Source organism: Pseudomonas sp. P108 (assembly GCF_032613195.1).
Taxonomy (GTDB): Bacteria; Pseudomonadota; Gammaproteobacteria; order Pseudomonadales; family Pseudomonadaceae; genus Aquipseudomonas.
In genome coordinates this window covers 25,025-47,623 of sequence record NZ_CP126692.1, presented here as the reverse complement: position 1 = coordinate 47,623, position 22,599 = coordinate 25,025, and the positions used below count along the sequence as shown (strand labels likewise).

The 22,599-nt window shown below is 54.4% G+C and carries 25 protein-coding genes; 9 read left to right on the top strand and 16 right to left on the bottom strand.

Translation table 11 applies throughout. From position 1 onward, the window contains the following. The first annotated feature begins 120 nt into the window (after window positions 1–120). The 4 genes from QOM10_RS29735 (at window position 121) to QOM10_RS29720 (ending at window position 3,672) form a co-directional block, all read left to right on the top strand. Window positions 121–855, top strand: coding sequence for an energy transducer TonB (locus tag QOM10_RS29735; protein WP_057451382.1), 735 nt, complete (start codon window positions 121–123; stop codon window positions 853–855). Window positions 856–1,047: 192 nt separating this feature from the next. Next, entirely contained in the window at window positions 1,048–1,821 is a 774-nt protein-coding gene (locus QOM10_RS29730; RefSeq protein ID WP_082534438.1) for a S24 family peptidase, read from the top strand. Then, window positions 1,785–3,074 carry a Y-family DNA polymerase gene (locus tag QOM10_RS29725; RefSeq protein WP_234821207.1) on the top strand — a complete coding sequence of 430 codons (1,290 nt, stop codon included), beginning with the start codon at window positions 1,785–1,787 and terminating at the stop codon, window positions 3,072–3,074. The genes QOM10_RS29730 and QOM10_RS29725 overlap by 37 nt, the downstream gene beginning before the upstream one ends. 52 nt (window positions 3,075–3,126) lie before the next feature. Next, complete coding sequence (locus QOM10_RS29720; RefSeq protein ID WP_057451385.1) at window positions 3,127–3,672, top strand: RNA chaperone Hfq; 546 nt, start codon at window positions 3,127–3,129, stop codon at window positions 3,670–3,672. On the opposite strand, the gene QOM10_RS29715 is transcribed toward QOM10_RS29720, so the two are convergent. Then, complete coding sequence (locus tag QOM10_RS29715) at window positions 3,669–4,304, bottom strand: hypothetical protein (protein WP_057451386.1); 636 nt, start codon at window positions 4,302–4,304, stop codon at window positions 3,669–3,671. The genes QOM10_RS29720 and QOM10_RS29715 overlap by 4 nt on opposite strands. Before the next feature lie 709 nt (window positions 4,305–5,013). On the opposite strand from QOM10_RS29715, the gene QOM10_RS29710 reads away from it, so the two are divergent. Genes QOM10_RS29710 through QOM10_RS29695 form a run of 4 tightly spaced genes read left to right on the top strand, consistent with a single transcriptional unit; the run spans window position 5,014 to window position 9,437 of the window. Continuing rightward, a complete protein-coding gene (locus tag QOM10_RS29710; RefSeq protein ID WP_316918486.1) occupies window positions 5,014–7,494 on the top strand; it encodes an autotransporter outer membrane beta-barrel domain-containing protein in 2,481 nt (826 codons plus the stop codon). Window positions 7,495–7,553: 59 nt separating this feature from the next. Further along, entirely contained in the window at window positions 7,554–8,375 is an 822-nt protein-coding gene (locus QOM10_RS29705) for an alpha/beta hydrolase (RefSeq protein ID WP_316918485.1), read from the top strand. A gap of 37 nt (window positions 8,376–8,412) precedes the next feature. Next, a complete protein-coding gene (locus QOM10_RS29700) occupies window positions 8,413–8,865 on the top strand; it encodes a hypothetical protein (RefSeq protein WP_057451389.1) in 453 nt (150 codons plus the stop codon). Between the two features lie 23 nt (window positions 8,866–8,888). After that, window positions 8,889–9,437, top strand: coding sequence for an Arc family DNA-binding protein (locus tag QOM10_RS29695; RefSeq protein WP_057451390.1), 549 nt, complete (start codon window positions 8,889–8,891; stop codon window positions 9,435–9,437). Window positions 9,438–10,533: 1,096 nt separating this feature from the next. Here the strand turns inward: QOM10_RS29695 and QOM10_RS29690 are convergent. From QOM10_RS29690 to QOM10_RS29645, 10 genes are all read right to left on the bottom strand, one after another. After that, window positions 10,534–11,619: a site-specific integrase gene (locus QOM10_RS29690; protein ID WP_162893419.1), complete on the bottom strand. Its 1,086-nt coding sequence runs from the start codon at window positions 11,617–11,619 to the stop codon at window positions 10,534–10,536. Between the two features lie 539 nt (window positions 11,620–12,158). Beyond that, window positions 12,159–13,046, bottom strand: a complete 888-nt coding sequence (locus QOM10_RS29685) for a TonB C-terminal domain-containing protein (protein ID WP_316918484.1) — start codon at window positions 13,044–13,046, stop codon at window positions 12,159–12,161. 180 nt (window positions 13,047–13,226) lie between these two features. Further along, on the bottom strand, window positions 13,227–13,550 hold the full coding sequence (locus QOM10_RS29680; RefSeq protein ID WP_057451395.1) for a hypothetical protein: 324 nt from the start codon (window positions 13,548–13,550) through the stop codon (window positions 13,227–13,229). 461 nt (window positions 13,551–14,011) lie between these two features. Next, the gene (locus tag QOM10_RS29675) at window positions 14,012–14,407 is read right to left on the bottom strand and encodes a hypothetical protein (protein ID WP_156395688.1); all 396 of its coding nucleotides are present in this window, start codon (window positions 14,405–14,407) and stop codon (window positions 14,012–14,014) included. 182 nt (window positions 14,408–14,589) lie between these two features. After that, on the bottom strand, window positions 14,590–15,015 hold the full coding sequence (locus QOM10_RS29670) for a hypothetical protein (protein WP_316918483.1): 426 nt from the start codon (window positions 15,013–15,015) through the stop codon (window positions 14,590–14,592). A gap of 109 nt (window positions 15,016–15,124) precedes the next feature. Then, complete coding sequence (locus QOM10_RS29665) at window positions 15,125–15,433, bottom strand: hypothetical protein (protein WP_101165783.1); 309 nt, start codon at window positions 15,431–15,433, stop codon at window positions 15,125–15,127. A gap of 7 nt (window positions 15,434–15,440) precedes the next feature. Beyond that, window positions 15,441–15,665: a hypothetical protein gene (locus QOM10_RS29660; protein ID WP_133125557.1), complete on the bottom strand. Its 225-nt coding sequence runs from the start codon at window positions 15,663–15,665 to the stop codon at window positions 15,441–15,443. An 8-nt stretch (window positions 15,666–15,673) separates the two neighbouring features. Continuing rightward, window positions 15,674–15,850 (bottom strand): hypothetical protein, encoded by a 177-nt coding sequence (locus tag QOM10_RS29655; protein ID WP_156395689.1) that lies wholly within the window; start codon window positions 15,848–15,850, stop codon window positions 15,674–15,676. 262 nt (window positions 15,851–16,112) lie between these two features. Then, on the bottom strand, window positions 16,113–16,442 hold the full coding sequence (locus QOM10_RS29650; RefSeq protein WP_133125558.1) for a hypothetical protein: 330 nt from the start codon (window positions 16,440–16,442) through the stop codon (window positions 16,113–16,115). 73 nt (window positions 16,443–16,515) lie between these two features. Further along, window positions 16,516–17,004: a hypothetical protein gene (locus QOM10_RS29645; protein WP_133125559.1), complete on the bottom strand. Its 489-nt coding sequence runs from the start codon at window positions 17,002–17,004 to the stop codon at window positions 16,516–16,518. Window positions 17,005–17,252: 248 nt separating this feature from the next. On the opposite strand from QOM10_RS29645, the gene QOM10_RS29640 reads away from it, so the two are divergent. Then, window positions 17,253–18,350, top strand: coding sequence for a DNA-binding protein (locus QOM10_RS29640; protein WP_057451401.1), 1,098 nt, complete (start codon window positions 17,253–17,255; stop codon window positions 18,348–18,350). Between the two features lie 65 nt (window positions 18,351–18,415). Here the strand turns inward: QOM10_RS29640 and QOM10_RS29635 are convergent, their stop codons facing one another. From QOM10_RS29635 to QOM10_RS29620, 5 genes are all read right to left on the bottom strand, one after another. Further along, on the bottom strand, window positions 18,416–19,726 hold the full coding sequence (locus QOM10_RS29635; protein WP_057451402.1) for a tyrosine-type recombinase/integrase: 1,311 nt from the start codon (window positions 19,724–19,726) through the stop codon (window positions 18,416–18,418). Window positions 19,727–19,981: 255 nt separating this feature from the next. Beyond that, window positions 19,982–20,734, bottom strand: a complete 753-nt coding sequence (locus QOM10_RS29630) for a prepilin peptidase (protein ID WP_057451403.1) — start codon at window positions 20,732–20,734, stop codon at window positions 19,982–19,984. A 62-nt stretch (window positions 20,735–20,796) separates the two neighbouring features. After that, the gene (locus QOM10_RS31440) at window positions 20,797–21,228 is read right to left on the bottom strand and encodes a prepilin peptidase (protein ID WP_410479237.1); all 432 of its coding nucleotides are present in this window, start codon (window positions 21,226–21,228) and stop codon (window positions 20,797–20,799) included. A gap of 109 nt (window positions 21,229–21,337) precedes the next feature. After that, window positions 21,338–21,727 (bottom strand): response regulator, encoded by a 390-nt coding sequence (locus tag QOM10_RS29625; protein ID WP_162254886.1) that lies wholly within the window; start codon window positions 21,725–21,727, stop codon window positions 21,338–21,340. A 44-nt stretch (window positions 21,728–21,771) separates the two neighbouring features. Beyond that, window positions 21,772–22,209 carry a hypothetical protein gene (locus QOM10_RS29620; RefSeq protein ID WP_101165787.1) on the bottom strand — a complete coding sequence of 146 codons (438 nt, stop codon included), beginning with the start codon at window positions 22,207–22,209 and terminating at the stop codon, window positions 21,772–21,774. Window positions 22,210–22,599 lie beyond the last annotated feature (390 nt).

Here is a 22,599-nt window from a genome sequence, read left to right as displayed (position 1 = left end):
TCGATGCAGTTACTCAAAGCCGAGGGCAGGTGTGAGTAAACGCACTGGGTTGAGTTGCCCCAGAAGGGCTGATCGGAAAGACTGACAGCATCGTCATCCTACCGAGAGAAAAGGGGATTTATGGAGCAGCAGCAGGGCCAGGATGTTCAATCCAAGGCAAAGTCTTTCCTACAGGCAAAATGGTTCCCCGGTGCGATTGCGTCCCTCGCCCTGGCCATCGCGATTGGTGGTCACGCTTTCACCGCGATCAACTCTGTCGCCTCCGTAAAAATGTCCAACAAAATCGACAACCTTGAATCCTTCCAGGGGCTCACCGAACGCTCCGATGGCAATCAGGATCGACTGATCCAAGCCCTACAAGGTGAAGTGGTAAAACAGGCCCGCACAGTCCAGTCATTGCAAGCAGAGCTTGCAGAAATCCGCCGTGAGCAGGCCGAACACAAGAGCGAGTCGAAAACAAAGCCGGCAGGCTTTGAAACCGTCAATCAAGAAGCCCTTAAGGCCGCTGAACGAGCCAAGCAAGAACAGCGCCCTCTGGCGAATGGCGTTAATGCTCGCTTCGACCAACTGATTCGGTCACGCATGAAGCCGCAATGGGAAGAACCGCCACGCCGTCCTGGTGCCGAAAGCATGGATGACGAGGATGTTGTTGTGCTTCAGTTTGCGGTAGACCGGCAGGGCACGCTCCTGGACGTGCAGGTAGCCAACACCAGCGGCCAGATCGAGTTCGACAACAGCGCTGTGAAAGCTGCTTTGCGTATGAACGCTATTCCTGAAATCGCCCGCTTAAGCGATGAAGCTTACGCTCAGGTCAAAGTGTTCCGGTTGTCGATCACTCCCGGTCAATTGAAATGACCTTTGCTTGAAGGCAAAAAGGGCTCCTGCGGGAGCCCTTGCCTTATGCGATTCAGAGCCGGGCGCGGTCGATCCATACTGTGCATTTACAGCAGCCCGGCGATTCAAATTTGAGCATTTCGTCGAAGTGCAAAGCGCAAAACCATAGCCTCGGATTATACTGGACGTTTAAACAGTATTGGCGACTAGGCCATGAACATCGCGGTACATCGGCTCACTATCAGCCATCCCCCTACAAGACTGAGGTTTTTTACCGAAGTTGCCTGCGGCTGGCCGTCGCCGGCAGCGGACTATGAAGAAACACCGCTCTCACTGGACGAGCTTGTCAGCGTATCCGCCGCATCAACCTACTTAGTGCCGGCGACGGACAATTGCATGTTGCCGCTAATCGCTCACGGGGATGTGCTTGTGGTTCAGTGTGGAAGCGAGTCCTTCACCGGAGACGTGGTAGTGGCTAGCATCCATGAAGACTGGACTATACGGAGGCTCGGAGCTGTTCAAGGGCGCCCGGCCCTGACCTCGGACAACCGAACCACACCCCCTATTGTTCTCGGCGATGGTGAGTCTATCGACGTGTGGGGCCTCGTTTTATGGAACCTCCGCCAACTCTACAGACATAAGGATCTGAGCGACGGGGGATGCCAGTCTCTCGACGAACTCGCCAATGTCTCGACCTATTCCACCTTTCTCGTTCGCGCACGCGGTAAGTCTATGGCCCCGCTGATCCTTGATGGCGATGTGCTGGTCGTTGACCGGAGTATCGAGGCCGCTCATGGCGACATAGTGGTAGCGGTTTACCAAGGCGATTTCACTGTGAAGCGTTTGGGGGTCGTGACGGGACGGGTCGCTCTTATACCTGAAAATCAAAAAATGGCCCCGATCTTTGTCGGGGGTGATGAACAAGTTGATATCTGGGGAGTAGCGGTTTGGTGCCTTCACCGGTTACAGCGCAATCAGGCGAGATAATCGGACTTTGCGATGCCCATGCCTATTACGTGTCCTGTCATCGCCTTTTCGAACCCCGGCTGCAAAATATGCCTGTGGTTGTCTTATCAAACAACGATTCTGCGGTGGTCAGTCGATCAGATGAGGCCAAAGCGCTGGGCATCAAAATGTCACAGCCGCGCCATGAAATCGAATGGATGACCCGGCGCCACGGCTTGATCATGCGCTCGTCCAATTACCCGCTTTACCAGGATATCCACCGTAGGATGATCGCCGCGCTCACCTCAAAAGTCGGCTCCTGTGCGCCATATTCCATCGATGAGGCCTGGGTACGTCTAACTGGAATGCCTGGAGATTTAGCAGAGGTGGGCGCCAGCATTCGCAACCACGTTCAGAAAACTGTAGGCATACCAGTTGGGGTAGGTATATCCAGGAACTGCACCACTGCGAAGCTTGCGAACTGGGCTAGCAAAAAGTGGAAGCGGCAAACTGGATCTGTCGTGGTCATCACTGAGTCGGAGAGGCTACAGAAACTCATGGCCCTGGCAGAAGTGGGTGAGGTCTGGGGTATCGGGCGGCGACTGACTGACCACCTAAACAGTTACGGCATTACCACTGCACTCCAGCTGGCCAATGCCGATGCAAAGCATCTTCGCCGGCTGCACGGGGTCGGGCTGGCGAGGACTGTGCGCGAGTTGAATTGGGAATACTGCATCAGCCCGGATGAGGACGACAGCCCCCGCAAGTCGATGACTTGTTCGCGAACCTTTCCCGCACCAATCAGTAGCCTTTCTGAACTTGCGTCATACCTCGCAACCTTCGCTGCAACTGTTGGACGGAAGCTGCGTCGTGAGGGGATGCTTGCCTGCGCCGTAAGGATTTTCCTACAACCAAGCCGTAGTTCCACCGTGACAGTACAGGGGAAATCGGTAACAATTGGCATGGTTGTACCAACCAACGATTCGCGGATATTGATTGAGGCGTCCATGGATGCCTTGAAGGCGTGCTATACGAGTGGCGGTGCATGGATAAGGGCCGGTCTGATGGTGGTAGACGCTATCAGCGAGACCCATTTCATACCTGACCTTTTCGCTCCTGAATCGCGCCCACGCAGCCAAGAGTTGATGTTGACGCTTGATCGCATCAACCGGGTCTCTGGTGAAGGCACGATCCGGTTTGGATCTGAGCATCGGAAAATTGGCCAACACATGCGCCGCCAATATCCATCAAATCGATTTACAACCTCATGGATTGAGTTGCCAGAAGCAACGTAGAGTTCTTTTAGCCCGGTGCAGGCACTGATACACAGGGAAAAATGGTGAGTGAATGCCCGAGCAGCCAGTGACCCGAAAAAATACCAATAGGCCACGCTTCAATTACGCTATCGAGCAGATGGTGGACAGAACCGTTCGCGAACAGAATCGATTCCTGGATCACTGCCAATCTCACAGGGTTGAGTTAACCCTGTTTTCTGTTACAGGTGCTTCTTTCAACGGCATCGTCCACGCCTTCGACCGCGAAACAATTCTGTTCGGGGGCAGCGGCAAAAACGCAAATCCTCGCCTCATCATTAAGCGGTTTATTGCCCTGATCATCCCCCGCGATGCGGTGAATTTGTTCCATGAGTACAAGGGGCTGGGCACGGCACGCACGAAAAATCGAAAGCAACGATTCATTCAAGCAATTGAAAATCTGGGGCGTGGTTTCGACCTAGAACAGGATATTGCGGTGAAGCCTGCCGATGACTCGGCACGGGAAGTTTCGTTGCAGGTTGAGAGTGCTGGTCACGGACAGCCAGCAAGGCAGAGAAGGGCGGTGGTGACAAAGGCTCGAAGCCCCAGAGTCACGCAGCCGCCCAAAGATACAATTTAAAGCTCGTCGGGTACGTCGCTTATCAGGTAATGCCGGATCAAAAGCGACGAACTCGGCTTCACTTTAACACCTGGGCGGAACAGGGTTTTCGATAGCTTTCTCAGCGCTGCCGGGGTATTGGCACGACCTGCTGTGGTGGTCTCACCTACGAACACTAACTCTTGATCGTAGGCCATGCGGCGCATGAAAGTAGGGGAAATGCCGACAAGCTTGGCAGCCTGTTCGCGGGTGTGAGTAGTGGTTAGCTCACGGAGATATTCGACGAAACCGTTGACGGATTCTTGATCACGGCGCCGGGCGCGCTCGCGAAGCTCTGGTGTGATCTTTTCGGAGTCGAGGGATGTGACCGGCTTTCGTGACACGGAACGAGCAACAACAGCGGATGTGTGCTGTTTTTCCCGTCTGATGGCTGCGCTAGACAAGCGCTTGGAGCGACTTCCATCCGCGAAGCTGATCCCATGACGCTGCGCAAAATCACGCAGAAAAGGGATGCTCATCTTGTGGATGTTCGCCATTTGGCGAATCGTGAAGGTCTCGCTACTACCACGGATACGCTCAGCTACCTCGCGCTCGCGGATAGCCATGATATCGTCGGACGAAGAGAGTTGCGTCCCTAGCACTTGCTGATGCATTACCAAATTCCCCTTGGTTCAACACGAACACGGCCACCGTCATCCCGCATGCGATGCAGACTCGCTATGCACAGTGATCACGCTACGTTCGCTTGAGCTGTCATTTGTCTGGCCCGTACCCGAAGGCATCAAAGTCAGACTTATTCGTTAATTTCTCGATACCTAGACTGGGATTCGAGAAGTGCCACCATTTTGGCAGCACGCCGCCAGGATTACAACGCCAAAAAATGGTTCCCGACGAGTGACCAACGGCACCGCAGCGTAAGCCCTTGTTTTCCGCCGTGCAACGATAGAAAGGCGAAACGAGGCAGCTAGCCCTCAAAACGTAGAAGGTTCGCGGTTTTACCCTGACCGTCGCCCATCAACGACATTTTGCAGTGGGTTATAAGCGCTCTACAAAACGTCGGCGGAGGAAATATCGGGAGGAAATGTATCAACTTGAGTGGATTCCCGACACGCGGTCGTTATTATCTGTCCCGCATAAGAAGTACGCCCCGCACAACCCACCCGATGCAGGGCGAAATCGGACGATAGAGAGAAGGAAAATAACACCGTGGCGAACATCGGCAGAAAGACCATCCTGGCACTGGCCATCGCAGCAGCAACCTCCGTTCAAGCAGCACCTACCAACCAAATCGACGTAACAGGCAATGCAGCGATCCAGGTGCCTACAGGCTCCTTCGACAGCATTACCCTTTCTGGTGCCGCTGTGCGCCCAACAGGTCTGGATGGTATCGATTTCGACGGCCCACAGATTACTGGCGACTTCACCAACAACGCCAACTTCAACCTGAATGGCAATTACGTTGACGCCATCGGTATCGACGATGATTCGGTCAAAGGCGTGATCGGCGGCAGCTTCGTCAACAATGGCACCATCACCGCCAACGGCTACAACGCGTCAGGAATCAACATCGCTGACACCGAAATCGGCGTCGATGGCGGCAATGACTCGAATGGCAACGTGGTCAACAATGGCACCATCAACGTCATTGACCAGTCCGGCACTGCTCCAACCGAGGAACAGGCCGCGATCATGCTGGAGAACGTGCGCCTGCACGGGGACTTGATCAACAAGGGCACTGTGAACGTTACCGCCACCAACGCGTGGGGCATCAAGGTTGACGGCCAAGACCAGAATCCGCTGGACACCTTCAAGTACGCTCGCATCGACCGCGACGTTACCAACGACGGCACCATCAACGTGGCCGGCGCCAGCGCTCGTGGGATCGAGCTGAACAACGTCAACTTCGGCCAGGACGTGGAGAACCACGGTACGATCAACGCTTCCGGTGCCAATGCAACCGCGCTGCGCATGGATCGCACTGACTACAACCGTATCATCAACACCGGCACGATCAACGCAGCTGGCTCCCATTCGGTAGGTATCGAAGTACGCGAGTCGTTCGGCAACACTGTTCTGAACCATGCAGCCTCCACTACCACCGGACAAGACCCGCAGTATTTGATGCAGAACGGTATTATCAACGAAGGCACCGTCAAGGCTGACGGGGTTGGTATCAAGATCACCAACGACCTTGTGAAAACCGGGCCGGGTGAAACCAGCAACGTTGATAACTTCTACCGTATCACCCAGAACAAAGGCACCATCAGCGGTGGCGAAGCAGCAATCGACGGTAACGGTCAGGCCAATCTGTACCTGAACGGCGGCACAATCATCGGCAACATCGAAGGCATCCGCGCTGCATTCGTAAACGGCAACGTTGCGATTTCGTCCAAGCTGATTGAAGCCAACTCGTTGGAAGTGGCCACCGGCAACCTTTACGTTGCGGAAGTAACCAACGTGACCGGCGACATGATCATCCGCAATGGCGCTGGTGTGAGTTTGTTCGTAAACAATGCGACCGACCCGAACAAAGCAATCGCTGCTGTAGCCGGCAAGCTGACATTGGAGCAAGGCTCTGTGGTCGGTGTCACCACCAATCCAGGTTCGTTCAACAAAGCAACAACCAAGTACGTGCTGCTGTCGGCTGGCGAACTTGTAAACCTGGGCGCACAGGTCAAAACCTTGACCCCACTGCTGGCCGTTACCAACGTAGCGGTCGAGAACAACAGCCTGACCGCAAACATTGGGCTCGCCTCTGGCGACCAAGCCGGTAATGGCCTCTCGGCCATTGGCATCGACCGTAACGGCCTCGCTGCATCGAAGGCATTCATCGACGGCGTTCTGTCGAAGCTGCCACCGAATAGCAATCTGTACCAGACGTTCATCAACGCCAATGACGCACAGTTGCGGCGTCTGGCAACCCAGCTCCAGCCGGAAACCAACCGTGCTGCTCAAACCGCTTCGCTCTCGGCAACCGGCTTGGCTGCATCGGCAATCGGCAATCGCGCAGCTTCGGTCGGCGCAAACTCCGGTGACGCGCTGATCGAGACCGGTGCATGGGTAAAAGTGTTGCATGGCAACAGTGATCAAGGCTCGCGTGGCGGCATCGCTGGCTATGACGCGAACTCCAACGGCTTGATCATCGGCGCCGACGGCAAGCTCAACGAGCAGACTACCCTCGGCCTCGCATTCAGCCATGTCCGCACGGATGTGTCGGGCGACAATGGCAATGACACTGATGTGACCACCAACCTGCTGAGCGGCTATGGCAGCTGGGAGCAAGGCCCGTACTCTGTACTGGGCACCCTGTCTGTCGGTAAAGGCGACAACGAGTCGAAACGCTATGTGGCCGGTGAACGTGCCAAGGGTGACTACGACTCCACCGTCCTGGCTGCTGACCTGAGCGCAGGCTACACGATCAAGCTGAATGACAACCTCAACGTCATTCCGACCGTAGCTACCCGTTATAGCAAGGTCAAGATCGACAGCTTCACTGAGAAGGGCACCGATGCGGCACTCCGCTCCGGCAGCCAGTCGCTTGAAGTCTTCGACTTGGGCGGTGGTGTGAAGCTGGAAGGCCAGTACGGTAATTTCAAGCCGACTGCCCGCCTGATGGCGTTCCACGACTTCGCCCAAGACAACGCCAACAGCACCTCGTCGTTCTCGCTGGGCGGCAACACCTTCGTGACCACTGGCGCCCCAGCGACCAAATGGACTTACGAGACCGGTGTGGGCCTGGACTGGACGAAGGGCAACTACACCGTCGGCGCCAGCTACGACTACACACGTAAAGCGGACTTCAACGCCGATACCTTCACCCTGAAAGCTCGTTACGACTGGTAAGAGTCGGCGATGAACAAACCCGCCCCACGGCGGGTTTGTTTTTAACGGAGGAAACCACTATGAAACGCACCTCCCTGCTCTTGATACGCGCCGGGGTGATGGCAGCAATCACGCTGTCCACCGGATGCTCTATGAAGCCGATTGACTTGGAAGCACAGAGCCGTGGATCGAGCCTTCGCCCGGTCGCAGTCAAGACAAGCCAATTCACTATCCAAACGCTTCAACCTGATTTGGTGAAAACGAAAGTGCTCCGGGTCTACATCGAGGGCGACGGCAGGGCATGGATCACCAGCCGCACCGTCAGCGATGATCCCACCCCACACAAAAGCATGGCTCCAGAATTGGCTATTGATGATCCGGGGCCAGCTGTCTACATGGCAAGGCCTTGTCAGTTCATCCTCAGCGCAGCCTGCAACCGAGGATTTTGGACTACAAAACGGTTTAGCCAAGAGGTGATCCGTGCAGAGAGCGAAGTGCTGGACACCCTCAAATCCCAATATGGGCTTCAAGGTTTCGAGTTGGTTGGCTACTCAGGCGGCGGCGCTGTAGCCCTTCTGCTCGCCGCGCAACGAGAAGATGTGGTTCAGGTGCAAACAATCGCCGGCAACATCGATCCGCAGGCGTGGACAGCCTTGAAGCACTTACAACCCCTCACCGACTCGCTGAACCCTGTGGATTTCGCAGATCGGCTGGAAAAAGTGCCGCAACGCCATCTGATCGGTATGAACGACACTGTTGTTCCAGCTGAGGTGGCCAAGTCCTACATGCTTAAGGTGCAACCCGTCTGCGGCGAAACGGTGTTCGTCCCGGCTGACCACTTTTCAGGGTACGAACTCAGCTGGAAGGCCAACCGCAATAAAACAGTTGCCTGTGACAAATAGGGCCTTGGGTGGATTTATGGGTAGAGTCAGACCAGACATGAACGCAATCCGCAGCGTGCTGAACAAGCCGAGAGGGGAATGGCCAGATAGCTTTGAGGTGCGCTGGGATTTTTCGCCCGAGAATTTTTTCCTCGCAGAAGACGGTGCCAAACCAGAAGATTACGCCGAGGCTGAGTACATGATCGGTGAGGCCGACCTGGAGGAAATCGATTCCAAACTCCATGGTGCAAGTCGCAGGGATTCCACCCAACTTTGGGCCGTGGCAAGCAGCAAGGTTGCAGGTGCAATTCTGCACTGGAGCGGTGGCGGGCTGATGACGCCACCACATCTAGAAATCGCCATGGGCCATCTGGTAATCGTTGGCGGCAACAACCGCATGGCGGTGTGCCGGGCCGATGGGCAGGTTCGTCTTCCATTCCTATATCCGATTAGTCAGACAGCACTGTTTGCCGCCAAACTCACTACATTCTCACCCCGCGCATCTGTTTGATGCAGCTCGCTTGAGAGGCTGATATGAAAGCTTTAACCAACCCAATCGCCATTGCCGCGCTACAGCGCGTCATCAATGACGCAGCAAAAGGGCCGAAGATACGGCCAAAGTATTCAAGCCGTACAGCTGACAAGTACGTGCTCAGAGGATTTGATGAGGTGTTTTCCGAGCTTGAGGCTATTGGACGCCATCAAGGGCGCAGCATGAACTCAGAGGTCGTAGCCGCGATCCTGGAAGCTCTGGATGGCTACAAGATGAGTTGCGGGATGCTAGCGATCCTGAAATCCCACCTTGGCCGCAATGTTGCCAATGAGGTACTGGATCAGGTGCCTGACTTCGATTTGAACTTGTGCAGCAAGCCGAGGAAGTTTGTCATCCGTTTCCCCACGAGCGTCCGCGACAAGATCAGAGACGGCGTGCAGACCGTGCTCAGCGAGGACGGTGGAAAACAGAGCATGAACACCTGGATACTGAATGCTGTGGTGGAATGGATCAAGTTTCAGCGCCAGCAGTACGCCCTGTTGTCCACCTCGATCACGATGAATCAACTCCTTCTTACCAAAGCCGAGTAGGGCGCCTCATGAAGATGAAACTAGCGATGCCAATGGTGCTCGCCATGTCAGTCAGTGGGTGCGATGCAGTTCAGGATCTGGGGCGCAGTGTAAGTGACGTATTTGGGTTAAAAGCCCCGGATACGTTAGTCATTAGGCCCGGAACGACACTAAGCGCTGGCGGGCAACTACTTACCGTCTTCGGCGTTGACCCATGCCCTACGAAGCCGGAGGGGGTAATGGAGGCGATATTCGGCCCCACCCCGGAAATAGTTGATCGTGATTGTGTTGTGATAGGCCCTCTAGCCACACAAGTGAGGGTTATCCTGGGTGTAGACAGCCAGCGGGTAGACGAACTTTGGTCGGTAGAGCGAGAGGCTGACCGTATTCGGCTACGCCGCGCTAACGGCGAAATGCTGATGCCGGCACCTTGAAGCGAGAAAGAAAAAAGGCGCCCATTCAGGCGCCTTTTTACTGTCTCCGAGTTTTCTACATCATCCCTGACCACTGCCCGGAGACTGACTACGCAAACGCGTGTGATCATTTTCGGTGATTTTGGCGTATCTGGCAATCAACCCCTCCAACTCAACAGCTCGGCGGCTACCGAAGCCTGTAGCAGTGCGCCTTGAATCGAGATTCCACGCAGAGGTTCGAGCTTGTATGCGAGCCCTCGGCGTTCACACTGATCTTGGCTTGGTCACCGGGTGAAGCTGTGACGGCGCCGGATACCTGAAACACACCTGCCGATGTAGTGACGGACGTGGAAGTCGAAAAGGCGGTTTCATGGAGTTGAACCGACTCGACTGCGCCTGCGCTCTGATAGGCGACAGGAGGCGGCACGTAGGGTTCCTTTTTCGATAACACCAAGCTGAGTAGGACGGCAGCCCCGCAGACAGCTGCGCATATTTTTATCCGCCGCTTCACAGCCTTTACCATCGCATCGCAATCCTGAACAGTGCCAACCTCACTGACCATCCTGGGATCGGGATGAAGTCCGATGGTGAACGGCGTATTGCCAAACAGGCGGAGGAAAGCCCTGTTGCGTCGGTTGAGTTTCGTGTCCTGCATTCGATGCATTATATCCCCTTCATTTTTTACGAGAGCGTCGTCAGCGCAATCACTCATCGCCGTTTTGTATGGTGTAGCTGCCTTGAACAGTTAGAGCCTGCACCGAGTCCTTAGAGTCTTGCGCTATCGCGATGGGCGAAGGATTCAGTGCAAGAGCACCAAAATCCTTCCGCGATGGGATGTAACGCTGAGCATTCTCGACAGATTTCCAACCGACGTGCTCCATGAGCGTTTTCAAATCCCACCCTGCACGTGTCGCCCAGTCAGCAAAGCCTCTGCGCAAGGAGTGCGTAGTGAACCGGGGCTCGTTGGGAAACAGGTTGGCCGATACACGATTGAGAATGTGCTCAATGCTTTGTTTGTGAATACCTTTAGCCGACAAGCGCCCCCAGCGCGTGATGCCCCTGAAAGCCAGTCCCTCAGTTATTCCAGATACTTGGAGCCAGTCGAGGTAAGCGCTGGCCGGGCAGTAAGCTCTCAAGGCCCCCATCACATACCGTTTACCCTGAACATTCCGATCAGTCTTGCTGTAGGGAAGGAAGATCGAGATACCCTCGTTCCTGTTGGCCTGGACATGGCCTACATCAACCCGACTGAGTTCATCACTTCGGAATGCTTGCCAGAAGCCCAACAGAATGAGCGCTAGGTCTCGATGGGTGCGCAGAATGGCTTCATGCATACCCAGGTTTATCGCTTCCTGCTTTTCTGCTTCAAGCTTGTCGCATATCGCAAGCAGGTGCTGAAAAGTGAGCGGGTAGGCCTGTTTGGGCATGCTCATGTGATTCTTCGCAATCCCACGGATCGTGTCAGTGACGATTGCTGACTCAGTTGGGTCAGGGAACCCGAGCTTCCGGTGCCACTTCGAAATCCCTGCAATTCGCTGGCGAAGCGTACTCACCTCAAGGGATTCGGCGTAGGCTGCAAGGTAATTGCAAATTGCCTCACTCGTCGCCGGAAGCATTCCTCCATAGTCGAAACGAAAGTGCTTCACTGCTGCGCTGTAAGCACGTTCGGTATTCTCCGACCTGCCGTCCTGCCTGAACTGTTCGGCTTTGGGTGACAACCCGCTCGTGGTTTTTGGAGCCACGCGGTGCGCCTGGCTATGAGCCGGTTCAGTGTTGTCGTCGTGGTTCATGGTCATAGCCGCAGAGATTCGAGCCATCAGTATAACGGCGGGGTTGGCTAGGTAATTTCAGTTCACGCCTAAATGAGTCTCACCACAAAGCGAGCTGAGCAAGGATGATTCAAGCTTCGCAGAAGCTGTAAATCTACAGTTTATTCAGGCAACCACGCCTGAACAGGTAACCACCTTCAAGGTGGCCACCCTGTCAATGTCAGTGTTTGCGGATCAAACGTTACTCTGGCTTCCAATAGTTCCCGTCCGCGCAAGCCCACCACCTTTGAAGGGGCCATTAGCACTGTCACTGATCCTCCGGCATCCACGTCTAGGTGGGCGCCACAGTGGTCGCAATCCTCTGGCCGGGATGCGCACCGCATGTCCCTAGCAACACTGATCTGCGTATCAATGGGTGAATTGCAGTTAGGGCATTCGATGCGCATGGTTGAGCCAGCGGGCCATTCTGCGTTGTCGTTGTGGTGCATCGTTGTTCCTCGTCACAATCCGGGGCTCGCACCCTCAAAACCAAACGTGGGTCATGAGGAACACCGCGGTGTTTAGCTGCCCATCTGGGGTGTGAACTGTATGGAGCGGACGGCATAGCCTTTTTTGAAATCCGCATCACTTAACCGCTTTACTTCTTCGATAGCGCCGATGGATTTGAGGGCGCTGATCGCTGAGTTGTCAAAGGCGGTGTTCCCAGAGGCCTTCGTCAGCTTTACTCCAAACACCTTCCCGTCCCGAGCCATTTGCAACTGGACAATGGCGCTCAGGCCATCAGCAGCTCCAGCGGGTTTGTACCAGCTTTCAGAGATTCGTTTGCCCAACACCGCGTCTACCTGCTCGATGCTGAGTAATTCAGGCGAATGCGAGTTAGAAGCGACGGTGAGCGCTGCCGGTGCCTCGTTGGAATCAGCAGGAGTCGCGAATGGATTGTCGGCTCCCAGAGTGCTGGAAATAGCCTTGGCCTCGTGGACAGTGGTCGCTGTGGTTGCGGCAGTGGACGCTGCAAGCGGAACCCGCTGATCCGAGCTTACGGAAGTTGGCGCCCCCAACACACCCTGACCTGCGATATTTGGTTGCGGTGAATGGGAAGACTGCGACACCTGGGTTACAGAGGCAGATGACTGTCGCGAAACCAATTCTGCCTTGGCGCTTCTTGCAGCAACAATGGCCTTGGCCAACTCAGCCCGATCTACCTTCAACACAGTCGCTATCCCAGTCAATCCTACATCCAGCTCGTCGATCCTCGCCCGATTTTGGCGCTCCACCTCAAGCTGCTGCGCGAGACTCGCGTTGCTCAGGTTGAGCGTTTCCACTTCTGCGGCCAGGGCGTTGATGCGGGCGCTATTTGGCAGAGCGCTAAGTATCGTGGATGCGCCGGTTACGGCGACAGCCGCGATTGACAATGTGAGCGCGACATACGTCTTTTTCAGTTCTTTCAAGGTGAGCGTCCTCCGCATCGTGATCAAGCCACTTTACGCAGGTAAGCAACTGTATTCATCCGAACTGGATGCAGTTGCTGAGCCCCCTTCGCAGACTTGTTCGTAGAGGTAGAAAGCGCCCGCTCTTGGTCTGGAGACCGGCAAAAACGTCCGAGATAAGAAAGGGTGCTGAGCTTTGCATCATTCCGGGATTAGTTCCAAAGGATGGCGCTCAAGGAGCCGCCAAAACTTCGTTTGACCGTTAACAATGCCATCGGAGGTCAACCAACGTTCGGTTTTGACGGCGTTCTCTTTCCAAATTGGTTGAGTCCATTCATCGACTAGGGCGTAGGTAACTGGTCGCTCGATTCGACTCTCAGGAACAAAGCCACAGCACGCATGCTGTGCGAGAACAACCTCGCGGTATGTCACAGCATCCTGGATCACTACCGGCAGGTAGCACACTACTGCTAGCGCAAGAAGGGCATAAAGTACACTGCAATGCAGTTTGTATTTGAAACACATGATGATTCCTGCTCGATCTTAGGGTGCGAAAAGCAACTTTCTACTTCTTCATCTGACTCGGGTCAGTGTGACTGCTGGGCGTGGGCATTGCTGGTCTACTTTTTATGAACCGAGTACAACGAAGCACTGCAAAAAGGCCCTATCGGGCCGGTGGTGTGCAGCGTTTTTCCCGTGCTAGTTCCGCTGGTCTTCGGTGGCCGTGTTTCTAGATGCCAGTCCGTCAACACCTTTCCCAAAACCATCACCTGCCCATGGGATGGCAGGATGGGTTGGAAGGTCAATGTGAGCATGCCGGACGAAACTCGTACCCTTTTGGCAAGTGCCAAGGATTCATGGCTGTACATGCCCGCCGAATGGCCTTCAACTGTTCTGCAATCGGTTTGTTTTACATGATCTTTTCCCCTGAATCTTGAGTTGGGAGCCGGCGTCAGCCTTACTGGCCATCAGTAGAACAAACAGACTCAAAGATCAACCAGTCCAGACTTTGTTGCCTTCCAATAGAGCAACGCGACAACACCACCTGCCAATAGAAGTATTGAGAGAAGAAGTTTCGCGTAGATCAGCGCTGCTAAGGCGCCGAGCAAAGCGCCGCCTGCGACCGTTAAATGAAAACGTTGAGCGCGGAATCGCTTTTCACGGCCCCTTGTGAGTATTTTTGGCACTTTGAAAAAACTCCTTAACATCACCTTGATCGGCGTTGGCAACCAGAGTGGCGCTGGCAACACCGAAACACATAAGCCAAGCGTAGAGTATTCCAACAAACCACATAAAATTCCCCTTCTTAGGTTTATCCGAGAACAAGCGCGTTCTGGTACTGCCAAAGGCCCAATAAAGGGCCTGTGGCATGCAGCAATCATGTCATATCATTTTGCAGATTTAGCGACCGGAGGCAAAATTTTGGCTTGCTGGCACCATCAAAATTTCTCCGAACATCAAAATAATCGCGTTCCCACGTACTCGATCAATGGCGCGAAAGCCGTGCCTCTACTACGAGATTAGCCTGTGATTGAGAGACATGGTGGCACAGCGACTTCCCGTGCTATTCCGGCTTTCTGGGTTGAGCCTCCGACAGGAGAAAACCGTAAGCAATTACGACCACTGCCGGCATAACCCAAAAAGAGAGCTGAGCCACCAGCCGTGCAAAGCCATCAATGTTGTTCTGCATGTCGATGGGAGCGCTAGAGACAGAATCAGCCGTAAGGTTACCTAGACCGATAGAGCCTACGGCTATGATTGCAACCGCAAAGAAACCTAAATACTTAGCGCTGCTTTTTCCTTTCGACAATTTCCACAGTATGGCGCTAGTGACAAAGCTGCCGAAAAAGTAGCTGAACCCAAAGAAAGACACCCCAATGGACTCTGCACCTTGACGGAAGAGTTCGGTCTGAAAACAGATGAAGGCCACCACAAACGAGATGAAAAATCCTGCAAGTACACCTGCGCCAACTTGGTTGATAAAGCTCATTCTTCTCATCTAATCCATCTACCTATGATTTATTGGCGCAGATATTGCGCCGCTCCTACGCGCTTGGCCCGCACGGGTTGGGCATGTGTGTGCAGCGACTTCCTCGTGACTACTTCGTCGGTACACATGACTGGTGAATCATCAGCCAACCTGACCGATTCGTTGCATCAACAGTTTTTGCCCGTTGCATGGTAAGCGCGCACTTACGATCCAGGATCACGACGTTGAACGTTGCGATGTCACCCTCGATTATCGGCTCATCCATAACAGTAAACATGGTCATCAAATACTCAGAGGCGAATTCTTTTGCCATCGCAACTGTTCCTGGCTTGGCGTCGCTATGGCTTGAAAATAACAGTGGTAATGGAAGGGCAAACGCCACTAGAACCGCTGCGATAAACTGCTTGGTTGTATACATCGTTCCCTCAACTTGGCAGAGTTGGATATTTACGCCAGATTCTGGATGTGAACGGCTGATCCCAATGGCTTGCGCCTGAGCGATGCCTTGCCTCTGCTTCGGGGATACCTTCGGCGATCAAGCCCTTGGCAACGTGAAGGTGCCGGAGACGACGCTGAGCATCCAGCGCGACTAACAACCCGACCAAAAACCCTATGAAGCCAACGGCGAACAGAGCTGCTTTAAATGACATACATTTTCCTATGAGCGCAGGCGGATACAGCTTGCAATAGCATCGGTGCCTTCAACTGTTGCTTGGGTGTAACCATTGAGCCAAGTGCTGTAAAGGATAAGGCCTGCGAAGATGACGAAAACCACCGCCGCGCAGATTGCCTCCTTCTTTGTGAACTCGATTTCGATGTAGTCAGAACCTGCCATTGCAGCGTTCTCCTGCTTGATTGTGTAGGCCAAAGCGGCCTGTTCCTACTGACAATGCCCGCGCAGGGCGCGCCATTCAAAATCGGATGTATCTGGGGCCTTAGCCCCACAGTTTACGGCAGGGGTTAGGCATACTTGAGCGGACATTCCGTGCATCCATGAACACCGGGCAGAGCTTGCTTGCTGAGTATTGCGACTCCCACAGTCAGTGATGATGCGGTTCAGAACACCGGCACTTTTGTAAGAAATCCTCTTTTTGCATTTAGAACGTCTGTTCGAACGAGCCGTCTTGCTGCCAGTAGTATTCACTGTTGAGTTGATTCTTTGCCCAGTCTTCAACCAACGCTGCCATTAGGCGCTCTGGCAGTGTTATCCCCCACTGCATCAAAACAGGTGCAAATTCGCTAGCCTGCTGAGCGTGGCTGTACTCCAGGGTGAACAGTGAATTCCACAAAGGGGTAGTCATAGGCTCGGTGGAATCGAACACGTAGCAGAAGAAGTGCGGCCCCTTCATTCCGTTGTCATAGCCGACAACGACAAGTGCTTTACCCGCAGCCGTTGTGGACGGCAGTTCTATGGTGTGACGCGACATGGTTGTCCTTATTGCTTTGATCAATATCGTTGAAACCAACACGCTCGGTTTCCATCGAGCTGATGATAACGGCTCATCGTCCCGAATCGACCTCCGTGCCGTCGCTGTTCCACCATACCTCGCGGTCAACCACGTCGTTGTCATAGTCCTGCTGGAGCGAAAGCTTGACGGTCTCTGGCAGCGTGATACCAAACGAGGCAAGCTTCGCATCGAATCCATTTACACACTGCACACTGTCGTAGTGTGTGTCGAACATCGATGCCCACACCGGCTCAGCGATATGTTCAGCGCTCAATGAGTCGCTGACATTAAGGAAGAAGTGAGTGAAGGGTGCTCTGTCGTAGCCGCAGACAATCCCCACGCTGCCGGCCGCCAGGGCAGCAGGAAGAACGATGTAATGTCGTGACACAGTTGATCCTCTTGTTGCCGGCGCTTGATTCCATGCTGACCAATCGTCTGCGCCACCATTAAACAGATGGTCGATTCGATTCCTGTAAGGCAGTACGCGATTGCTTCGCAAGCCAAGTCCCCAAGCGTCTAGCCATAGCGGGATGAGCAGCATCAATCCGCCATCACTACCCCTCGATCCACTCTTGCAGCCATACGATAACGTCGTTACAGCCGTTACTCCACCGATCCAACCTCTTTTCTACATATCCCCCTATCTCGGGCGGAAAACCGCTCTAGCATGGGATATGGTTTCTTATCGCATGTGAAATCCCAAGCTTGGCTCTCGCTTTTCTCAACGTGTTACATGATAATTACTCTGTGACGTAACGGTGTAATTTTTAACTATTTAGAGGATGCCCAATGGCTCGCGAAAAAGGGATAGGCCGCGCTGACGTATTTGCCGCGATGGAGGCCTTGCTTGAACGCGGCCTTGAGCCCTCTACACGGGCTGTGCAGCAAATTACTGGCGGCTCGAACACCACCGTTGCTAAGTACATAAAGGCCATCAAACTCGGTGCCGAGACGCCTGAACGTCAGCTGGAATCCCTCCCAGAACAGATCGAAATCCCGTTACGGCAAATGCTGGCGGCAATGGACGAGTTGGCGGATCAACGCACGGCAGAGAAAAGCGAAGCCCTGGATAAACGCCGGCAAGAAGTCGAGGCCCGATGGAGCGGGCTGTTGATGGAGAAGGAAGCTGCCGTCCAGTCATTCGAGTCGGAGCAGCGGAGCAACGCTGAGTTACGCCTACGGCTAACTGCCGAGACCCAGAAGCTTGAAACGGCAAACGCTGAGCTGGGGGAGTGGAAGGCACGAGCAATCAAGGCGGAAGCACTCAACGATCAACTAAACTCTCGACTCGTGGAGTCGAGCCGGCGCGTGGATGAAATTGAGGCGCAACTCGACAACCTGGAGCGTGCAACGGAAGTACAGCGCCAGCGTGATAGCGATGCGCACAACGCTAGGGTCTCGCAGATGCAGCAAGTCATCGATACAAGTCACGGGAACGAGTTGCGCTTGACCGAGCAACTTGGCCAGTTACAGCGCTCTTGCGAAAAGCTTGAGGCGAGTCTTCGAGAGGCCACTCGTAAAACAGCGGATGCGGAAGCTAAACAGGCAGAACTTCAAGCCCTGGTTGGTGATTTGTCGATTGCACAGACTGAAAGCGAGAGGCGGGCTACACGCAACGAAGCCCAACTAATGGAAGCCGTGGCCTCGCGGGACGCGATGAGCGAACGCCTCAATGCCGCGCAGGGTAGCTTGATTGCTGCACAAGAGCGAATCGAGCAACTGAGGGATAGCGGAAGCGCAGAAAGCCGGTCTCTGATCATCAACCTGATCGAGCACTCGCGCAGGGTTTTCACACACGCCCAGGGCCTTGCCAAAAAGACCGACACATATTTCCAGGAGCTGGCCATCGCCCAGCGAGAGATTGAGCGCCTGTTTGGGGACAAATAGTCACTCGCCCTTTCGAGAAAAAGGAACACTCCCGGCGTTTGGCCGGGGAAATAAGCGGGTAATGGTTATCGCCGAAGGGACAGGTTGGCTACCTCGGAGCTGCGCTCGTCGTCGAGAGCGTGGTAGTAAATGTTCTGGGTGGTAGCCAGACTCTTGTGCCTCATGTCTGCCTGCAAATGCTTGGGGTTTCGGAACGGCGCATCGAACGTGGCACCGGTATGGCGAAGCCAGTGCAAGCTGGCAGACCGCAAGTTTCCGATTTCGTATTCTGGGAAGTTGGCTTCCTTCATCCTTTCGACTGTGCGATCCAGTACCAACTGCACATCGCTTCGAATGAGGCGAGAGGTCAAACCAGCGCGGCCATGAACTGTGGTGAGCAGCGGCAGGGACTCGCCAGGGGCAGGGTAGTCGGAAAGGCCTCGGGATCGACGATACCGTATCAAGTAGCTAATGCAGTCTGGCTTTACTGCGATCTTGTCTTGAACATTGCCCTTGCCGATGACGTGATACCACCACGCATCACGGTCACGAACGAATGACCCCATGGCAGGCATCCACTCACCATTACCGGCCAGATCACTTACGCGCAAGTAGCAGCCGAACATCATCACGATGCAAAAAAGTGTGCGCTCGCCCGACCGGGGCGATTCCGTGGCCATCAGCTCGGCGGTTTCAAGCAGAAACTCCCACTGGAGTTTGGACAAGGCCTTCTGTTTGGGAATTTTGAGTACCTTGCTTGCGTTCTTACGATTTGCGCGCTTGATCAGCACGCAAGGGTTACTGTCCATTACGCGGTCGGCAGTGCAGTAGCTGAACAGTGAGTTCAAGACTGCGTACACCTGCTTCAAAGAGCTGTCTGCCATGTGGAAGGACGGCGCCGGCACATCGCGGTTGTTTTCGAGCGCGCTCTTTGCCGTTGCCTTCTCCGTGCGCATGGTAAAGGGGCGCCATTCGATGTTCGGCTCATATACCCCATTGGCCAGCACGAACCGGCTCTTGATTGAAGTGCTCACCCAGGACGGATCGGGCTTTTTGCAGAACGCGAGAAAATCCTCAACATCACTGCGCAGGAATGAAAGGAACGATTTGCCTTGCTTGTTCCATGCCCACAGCATCAGTCGCTCGACCTGTGTCCGGTAGTTATTGAAGGTCGTTTTGGTGTCCTCATGTGACTTGAGGAATTTACGCACCGCATCGTAATCGGAACGGGCATCAAACCTGTCACTGAAACGCGCCAGATACTCAGTGATAAAAGGCCGGTCGTGCTCGTAATCGGCTGCATTCGACCGGGTGACTGCCTCATGGGTGTCAAACAACGGGATCAGTCGAAAGGTGGATTTCGAGGACGGCAAAGCGCTCGGGCTTTTATCTGCCATGCCCGTCGCTCGGGATCGTTGGGACATACACTTACAGGCCTCAGAAGGTGAGTTGAAGCCAGTATAAGCGCAGGCGAGGGGGAGGGTAGAGCGGTAATCCCGCTACAAGGAAAATTTTCTGAAAATGACGATCTGATTCGGAGAAATTCTTAAAATGGAAGGTTACACCCAACACAGCGTTGGGTTGAGAATCGGGAATGGGAGGGATTCCAACTCAAACGAACCGAGAGCAGTTACCCCTTTGGCCCGCACGGACTAGTTGCCGGCAGCGATCCCTAAATACCAGCCGGTAATCTGATCGCCCCAGCAGATGCTGATAAAGCCCGCTAATGCGAGATACGGGCCGAATGAAAACGGCTCAGAGTTTCCTCTTAGGCTTGCAGACCGCAGCTGGTGAAAGCCTGCGATCACAACAGCGGTGACACTGGCTAGCAAGACAGTCAGACACAGGATTTGCCAGCCGCCCCAGGCACCGATCACAGCCATCAGCTTCATGTCACCCCCGCCTAGCCCTTCGCGACCGGTGATAAGTTTGAACCCCCAATACGTGAGCCATAACGCGCTGTAACCAGCGATAGCCCCAAGCACTGAATCGTGCAAGCTGACGCCTATACCTAACAGACTCACCAACATGCCGCTCCAAAGGAGTGGGAACACGATCACATCGGGCAACACCTGATGCTCTGCGTCGATGAGTGACAACAGCACCAATGCCCAAGATAAGCCAATCAGGCAGGCAGCTAGATAGGTGCCACCGTAGCAGCCGGCAACAGCGAGGGAGGCAGCTGCTGCGATTGGTGTTGTCCAACGCCACCGATCAAAGCCCTTGTTGATATGCACTGAACCTACAGCATCAGGATCAAGCGCAAGATGCGCCACGGCGTCTCGATGCCATACGTCGAAAAGCCAAGCTGGCAACCTTGAACCAATCAAGCCAATGATGCGCCCTGCGCAAGCTCCTATGCATGCCGCCGCGATCATCAGGATTGGCTGGTCAACGATATACATAAAATCTCCACTTTGGCCAAAAAAAAGGCAGGCGTGAGCCTGCCTAAAGTTGGGAATATCTACTATGCGTAAGCGCTAAACCCCATCATCGTGAGGACGGCTTGGGCAGCAAAAAGGAGTACGAATGCATACCCGAACATGGGAAGCATCCGTTGGGTTTTGCGGTAAATCCAAAACCCACAAAAGGCGATGGCCATCATTGGCAAGGTGAGTACGCCAGCCAGATACAGCCCTTCGAACCAAGCATGAGCGGCGAACGTACCCGCGAAAAGCAACTCGACTGCGGGGTACGTCCAGCTGATCCTGCAAGAACAGGAGGCACATTTTCCACGAAGCAGGAGCCACCCCAAGACTGGGATGTTGTGCTTAGCCTTGATCGGAGCTGCGCAGCAGGGGCAAGCGGAGCGGGGCACAGATAAATTGAACTTCCCATATCGCTTAGTTAACTCTTGCAGTGCGTTGCCGTCCGCGTAATCCGGGCCGAGTCTTTTCATGATCGGGAGTCGGTAGCAAACAACGTTTACGAATGATCCAATACAGGCCCCGATAATGCCGAACCACAGAACGATGACCCAGCCACTCGGCAGTTGACTCAAGTCCATATCAAACCCCCGCAGCGATGCATTCGGGCAGTAGATCAGCCAGCACGAACTCCAGCTTCTCTACGGTAATTGGTTTGATGATTACCGCGCTGGCTCCCTGTGCTCGCGCAAAAGAGTGCAGTGCAGCGTCAGTAGAGGCCGTGACAACGACAATGGGGATGAGACTGGCCGCTGTGTACTGCTCCCTTACAGTCGCCAATTCACCGATGCCGTTGTGGAGGTCACCGATATGAATGTCCATGAGGATCAAGTCAGGCAGAGGCTCGATCCGCAGCCCTGAATGAAACTCCCCCGGCGTTCCGTGTACCACCACCTCGGGGAAAAATCTCTGCGCAACCTGGGTGGCGAGGAATGAGTCTGTGCGCGAGTCGTCGAGGATCGTTACTTTCATCATGGGCACCAAAAAGCAGGCCGAAGCCTGCTCCAAGAGGGTGGTTAGTAAGGAGAAAATTTCGCTTCGATTACACGCTGCTCACGGATGTGCTGCTCATAGGTCAGCTCTTTATCCTGGAGTTTGTGATCGATCACCTCAAGTGCCTTGCGCTTCTCACGTTCGGCATAGTCTTTGGTGCTCCAGTAGTTGCGCTCTTTGGCTGCCAGAGCAGCATCTGCCGGCATCCAGAGGGGGCCGAGGAAGGGCCAAGTAAGAACACTGAATGTCGCTGCTACGGGGTGGCCGGTGTATGCATAGCCCGCAATAGGGAGGATGCCAAGGCCAGCGGCAAGCGCAACGCTCTTTTCCTGCTGCTCTAACCCCTTGGCCTTGTAAGCGTCATATTCACGCTCCTGGCCGGGGGAGAGGTGGGTCACGCAGCCCGAGGTCAGCAACGTGGCGCTGATGATTGCTGCGATGGTGATTTTCTTGAACGTCATTTCTGATGGTGCCTTGAGTTGATAATGCTACTGGTATAACGGCTGAATACGCTAAACCGCGCCTCTCGCCGTTCAGCTTCCCAAAATGCCCAGCCCCGATACTGGGAAGCCGCAGGGCAGGGAAGCAGTACCTCCGACCACACTAGCCACAAGCGGGGCCGGATTCACCTCAACACGGTGCAGTTACTCAACGTAGCGACGTTGTTCTTCCTATTCACACTTCAATAGGAAGAATAAAACCTTATAGATCAGCAGGTTATGCGAGCCACAAGACTGGCGAGAGTTCGGCATCAGGCAACGGTTCCGTGGATTCGAACGAGACAAATTTCATGCTTACAGGCGTGGCTTTTAGGGTCAGCCCCCGTGGACTGGGTAACTGGTGTTGACGCT

Bases quoted from the DNA above. Each gene is read 5' to 3' on its own strand.
- QOM10_RS29735 (WP_057451382.1), top strand. From the start codon at position 121: ATGGAGCAGCAGCAGGGCCAGGATGTTCAATCCAAGGCAAAGTCTTTC.
- QOM10_RS29730 (WP_082534438.1), top strand. From the start codon at position 1,048: ATGAACATCGCGGTACATCGGCTCACTATCAGCCATCCCCCTACAAGA.
- QOM10_RS29720 (WP_057451385.1), top strand. From the start codon at position 3,127: ATGCCCGAGCAGCCAGTGACCCGAAAAAATACCAATAGGCCACGCTTC.
- QOM10_RS29715 (WP_057451386.1), bottom strand. From the start codon at position 4,304: ATGCATCAGCAAGTGCTAGGGACGCAACTCTCTTCGTCCGACGATATC.
- QOM10_RS29705 (WP_316918485.1), top strand. From the start codon at position 7,554: ATGAAACGCACCTCCCTGCTCTTGATACGCGCCGGGGTGATGGCAGCA.
- QOM10_RS29700 (WP_057451389.1), top strand. From the start codon at position 8,413: ATGAACGCAATCCGCAGCGTGCTGAACAAGCCGAGAGGGGAATGGCCA.
- QOM10_RS29695 (WP_057451390.1), top strand. From the start codon at position 8,889: ATGAAAGCTTTAACCAACCCAATCGCCATTGCCGCGCTACAGCGCGTC.
- QOM10_RS29690 (WP_162893419.1), bottom strand. From the start codon at position 11,619: ATGAACCACGACGACAACACTGAACCGGCTCATAGCCAGGCGCACCGC.
- QOM10_RS29680 (WP_057451395.1), bottom strand. From the start codon at position 13,550: ATGTGTTTCAAATACAAACTGCATTGCAGTGTACTTTATGCCCTTCTT.
- QOM10_RS29675 (WP_156395688.1), bottom strand. From the start codon at position 14,407: ATGATTGCTGCATGCCACAGGCCCTTTATTGGGCCTTTGGCAGTACCA.
- QOM10_RS29670 (WP_316918483.1), bottom strand. From the start codon at position 15,015: ATGAGCTTTATCAACCAAGTTGGCGCAGGTGTACTTGCAGGATTTTTC.
- QOM10_RS29665 (WP_101165783.1), bottom strand. From the start codon at position 15,433: ATGTATACAACCAAGCAGTTTATCGCAGCGGTTCTAGTGGCGTTTGCC.
- QOM10_RS29660 (WP_133125557.1), bottom strand. From the start codon at position 15,665: ATGTCATTTAAAGCAGCTCTGTTCGCCGTTGGCTTCATAGGGTTTTTG.
- QOM10_RS29655 (WP_156395689.1), bottom strand. From the start codon at position 15,850: ATGGCAGGTTCTGACTACATCGAAATCGAGTTCACAAAGAAGGAGGCA.
- QOM10_RS29650 (WP_133125558.1), bottom strand. From the start codon at position 16,442: ATGTCGCGTCACACCATAGAACTGCCGTCCACAACGGCTGCGGGTAAA.
- QOM10_RS29645 (WP_133125559.1), bottom strand. From the start codon at position 17,004: ATGCTGCTCATCCCGCTATGGCTAGACGCTTGGGGACTTGGCTTGCGA.
- QOM10_RS29640 (WP_057451401.1), top strand. From the start codon at position 17,253: ATGGCTCGCGAAAAAGGGATAGGCCGCGCTGACGTATTTGCCGCGATG.
- QOM10_RS29635 (WP_057451402.1), bottom strand. From the start codon at position 19,726: ATGGCAGATAAAAGCCCGAGCGCTTTGCCGTCCTCGAAATCCACCTTT.
- QOM10_RS29630 (WP_057451403.1), bottom strand. From the start codon at position 20,734: ATGTATATCGTTGACCAGCCAATCCTGATGATCGCGGCGGCATGCATA.
- QOM10_RS31440 (WP_410479237.1), bottom strand. From the start codon at position 21,228: ATGAAAAGACTCGGCCCGGATTACGCGGACGGCAACGCACTGCAAGAG.
- QOM10_RS29625 (WP_162254886.1), bottom strand. From the start codon at position 21,727: ATGAAAGTAACGATCCTCGACGACTCGCGCACAGACTCATTCCTCGCC.
- QOM10_RS29620 (WP_101165787.1), bottom strand. From the start codon at position 22,209: ATGACGTTCAAGAAAATCACCATCGCAGCAATCATCAGCGCCACGTTG.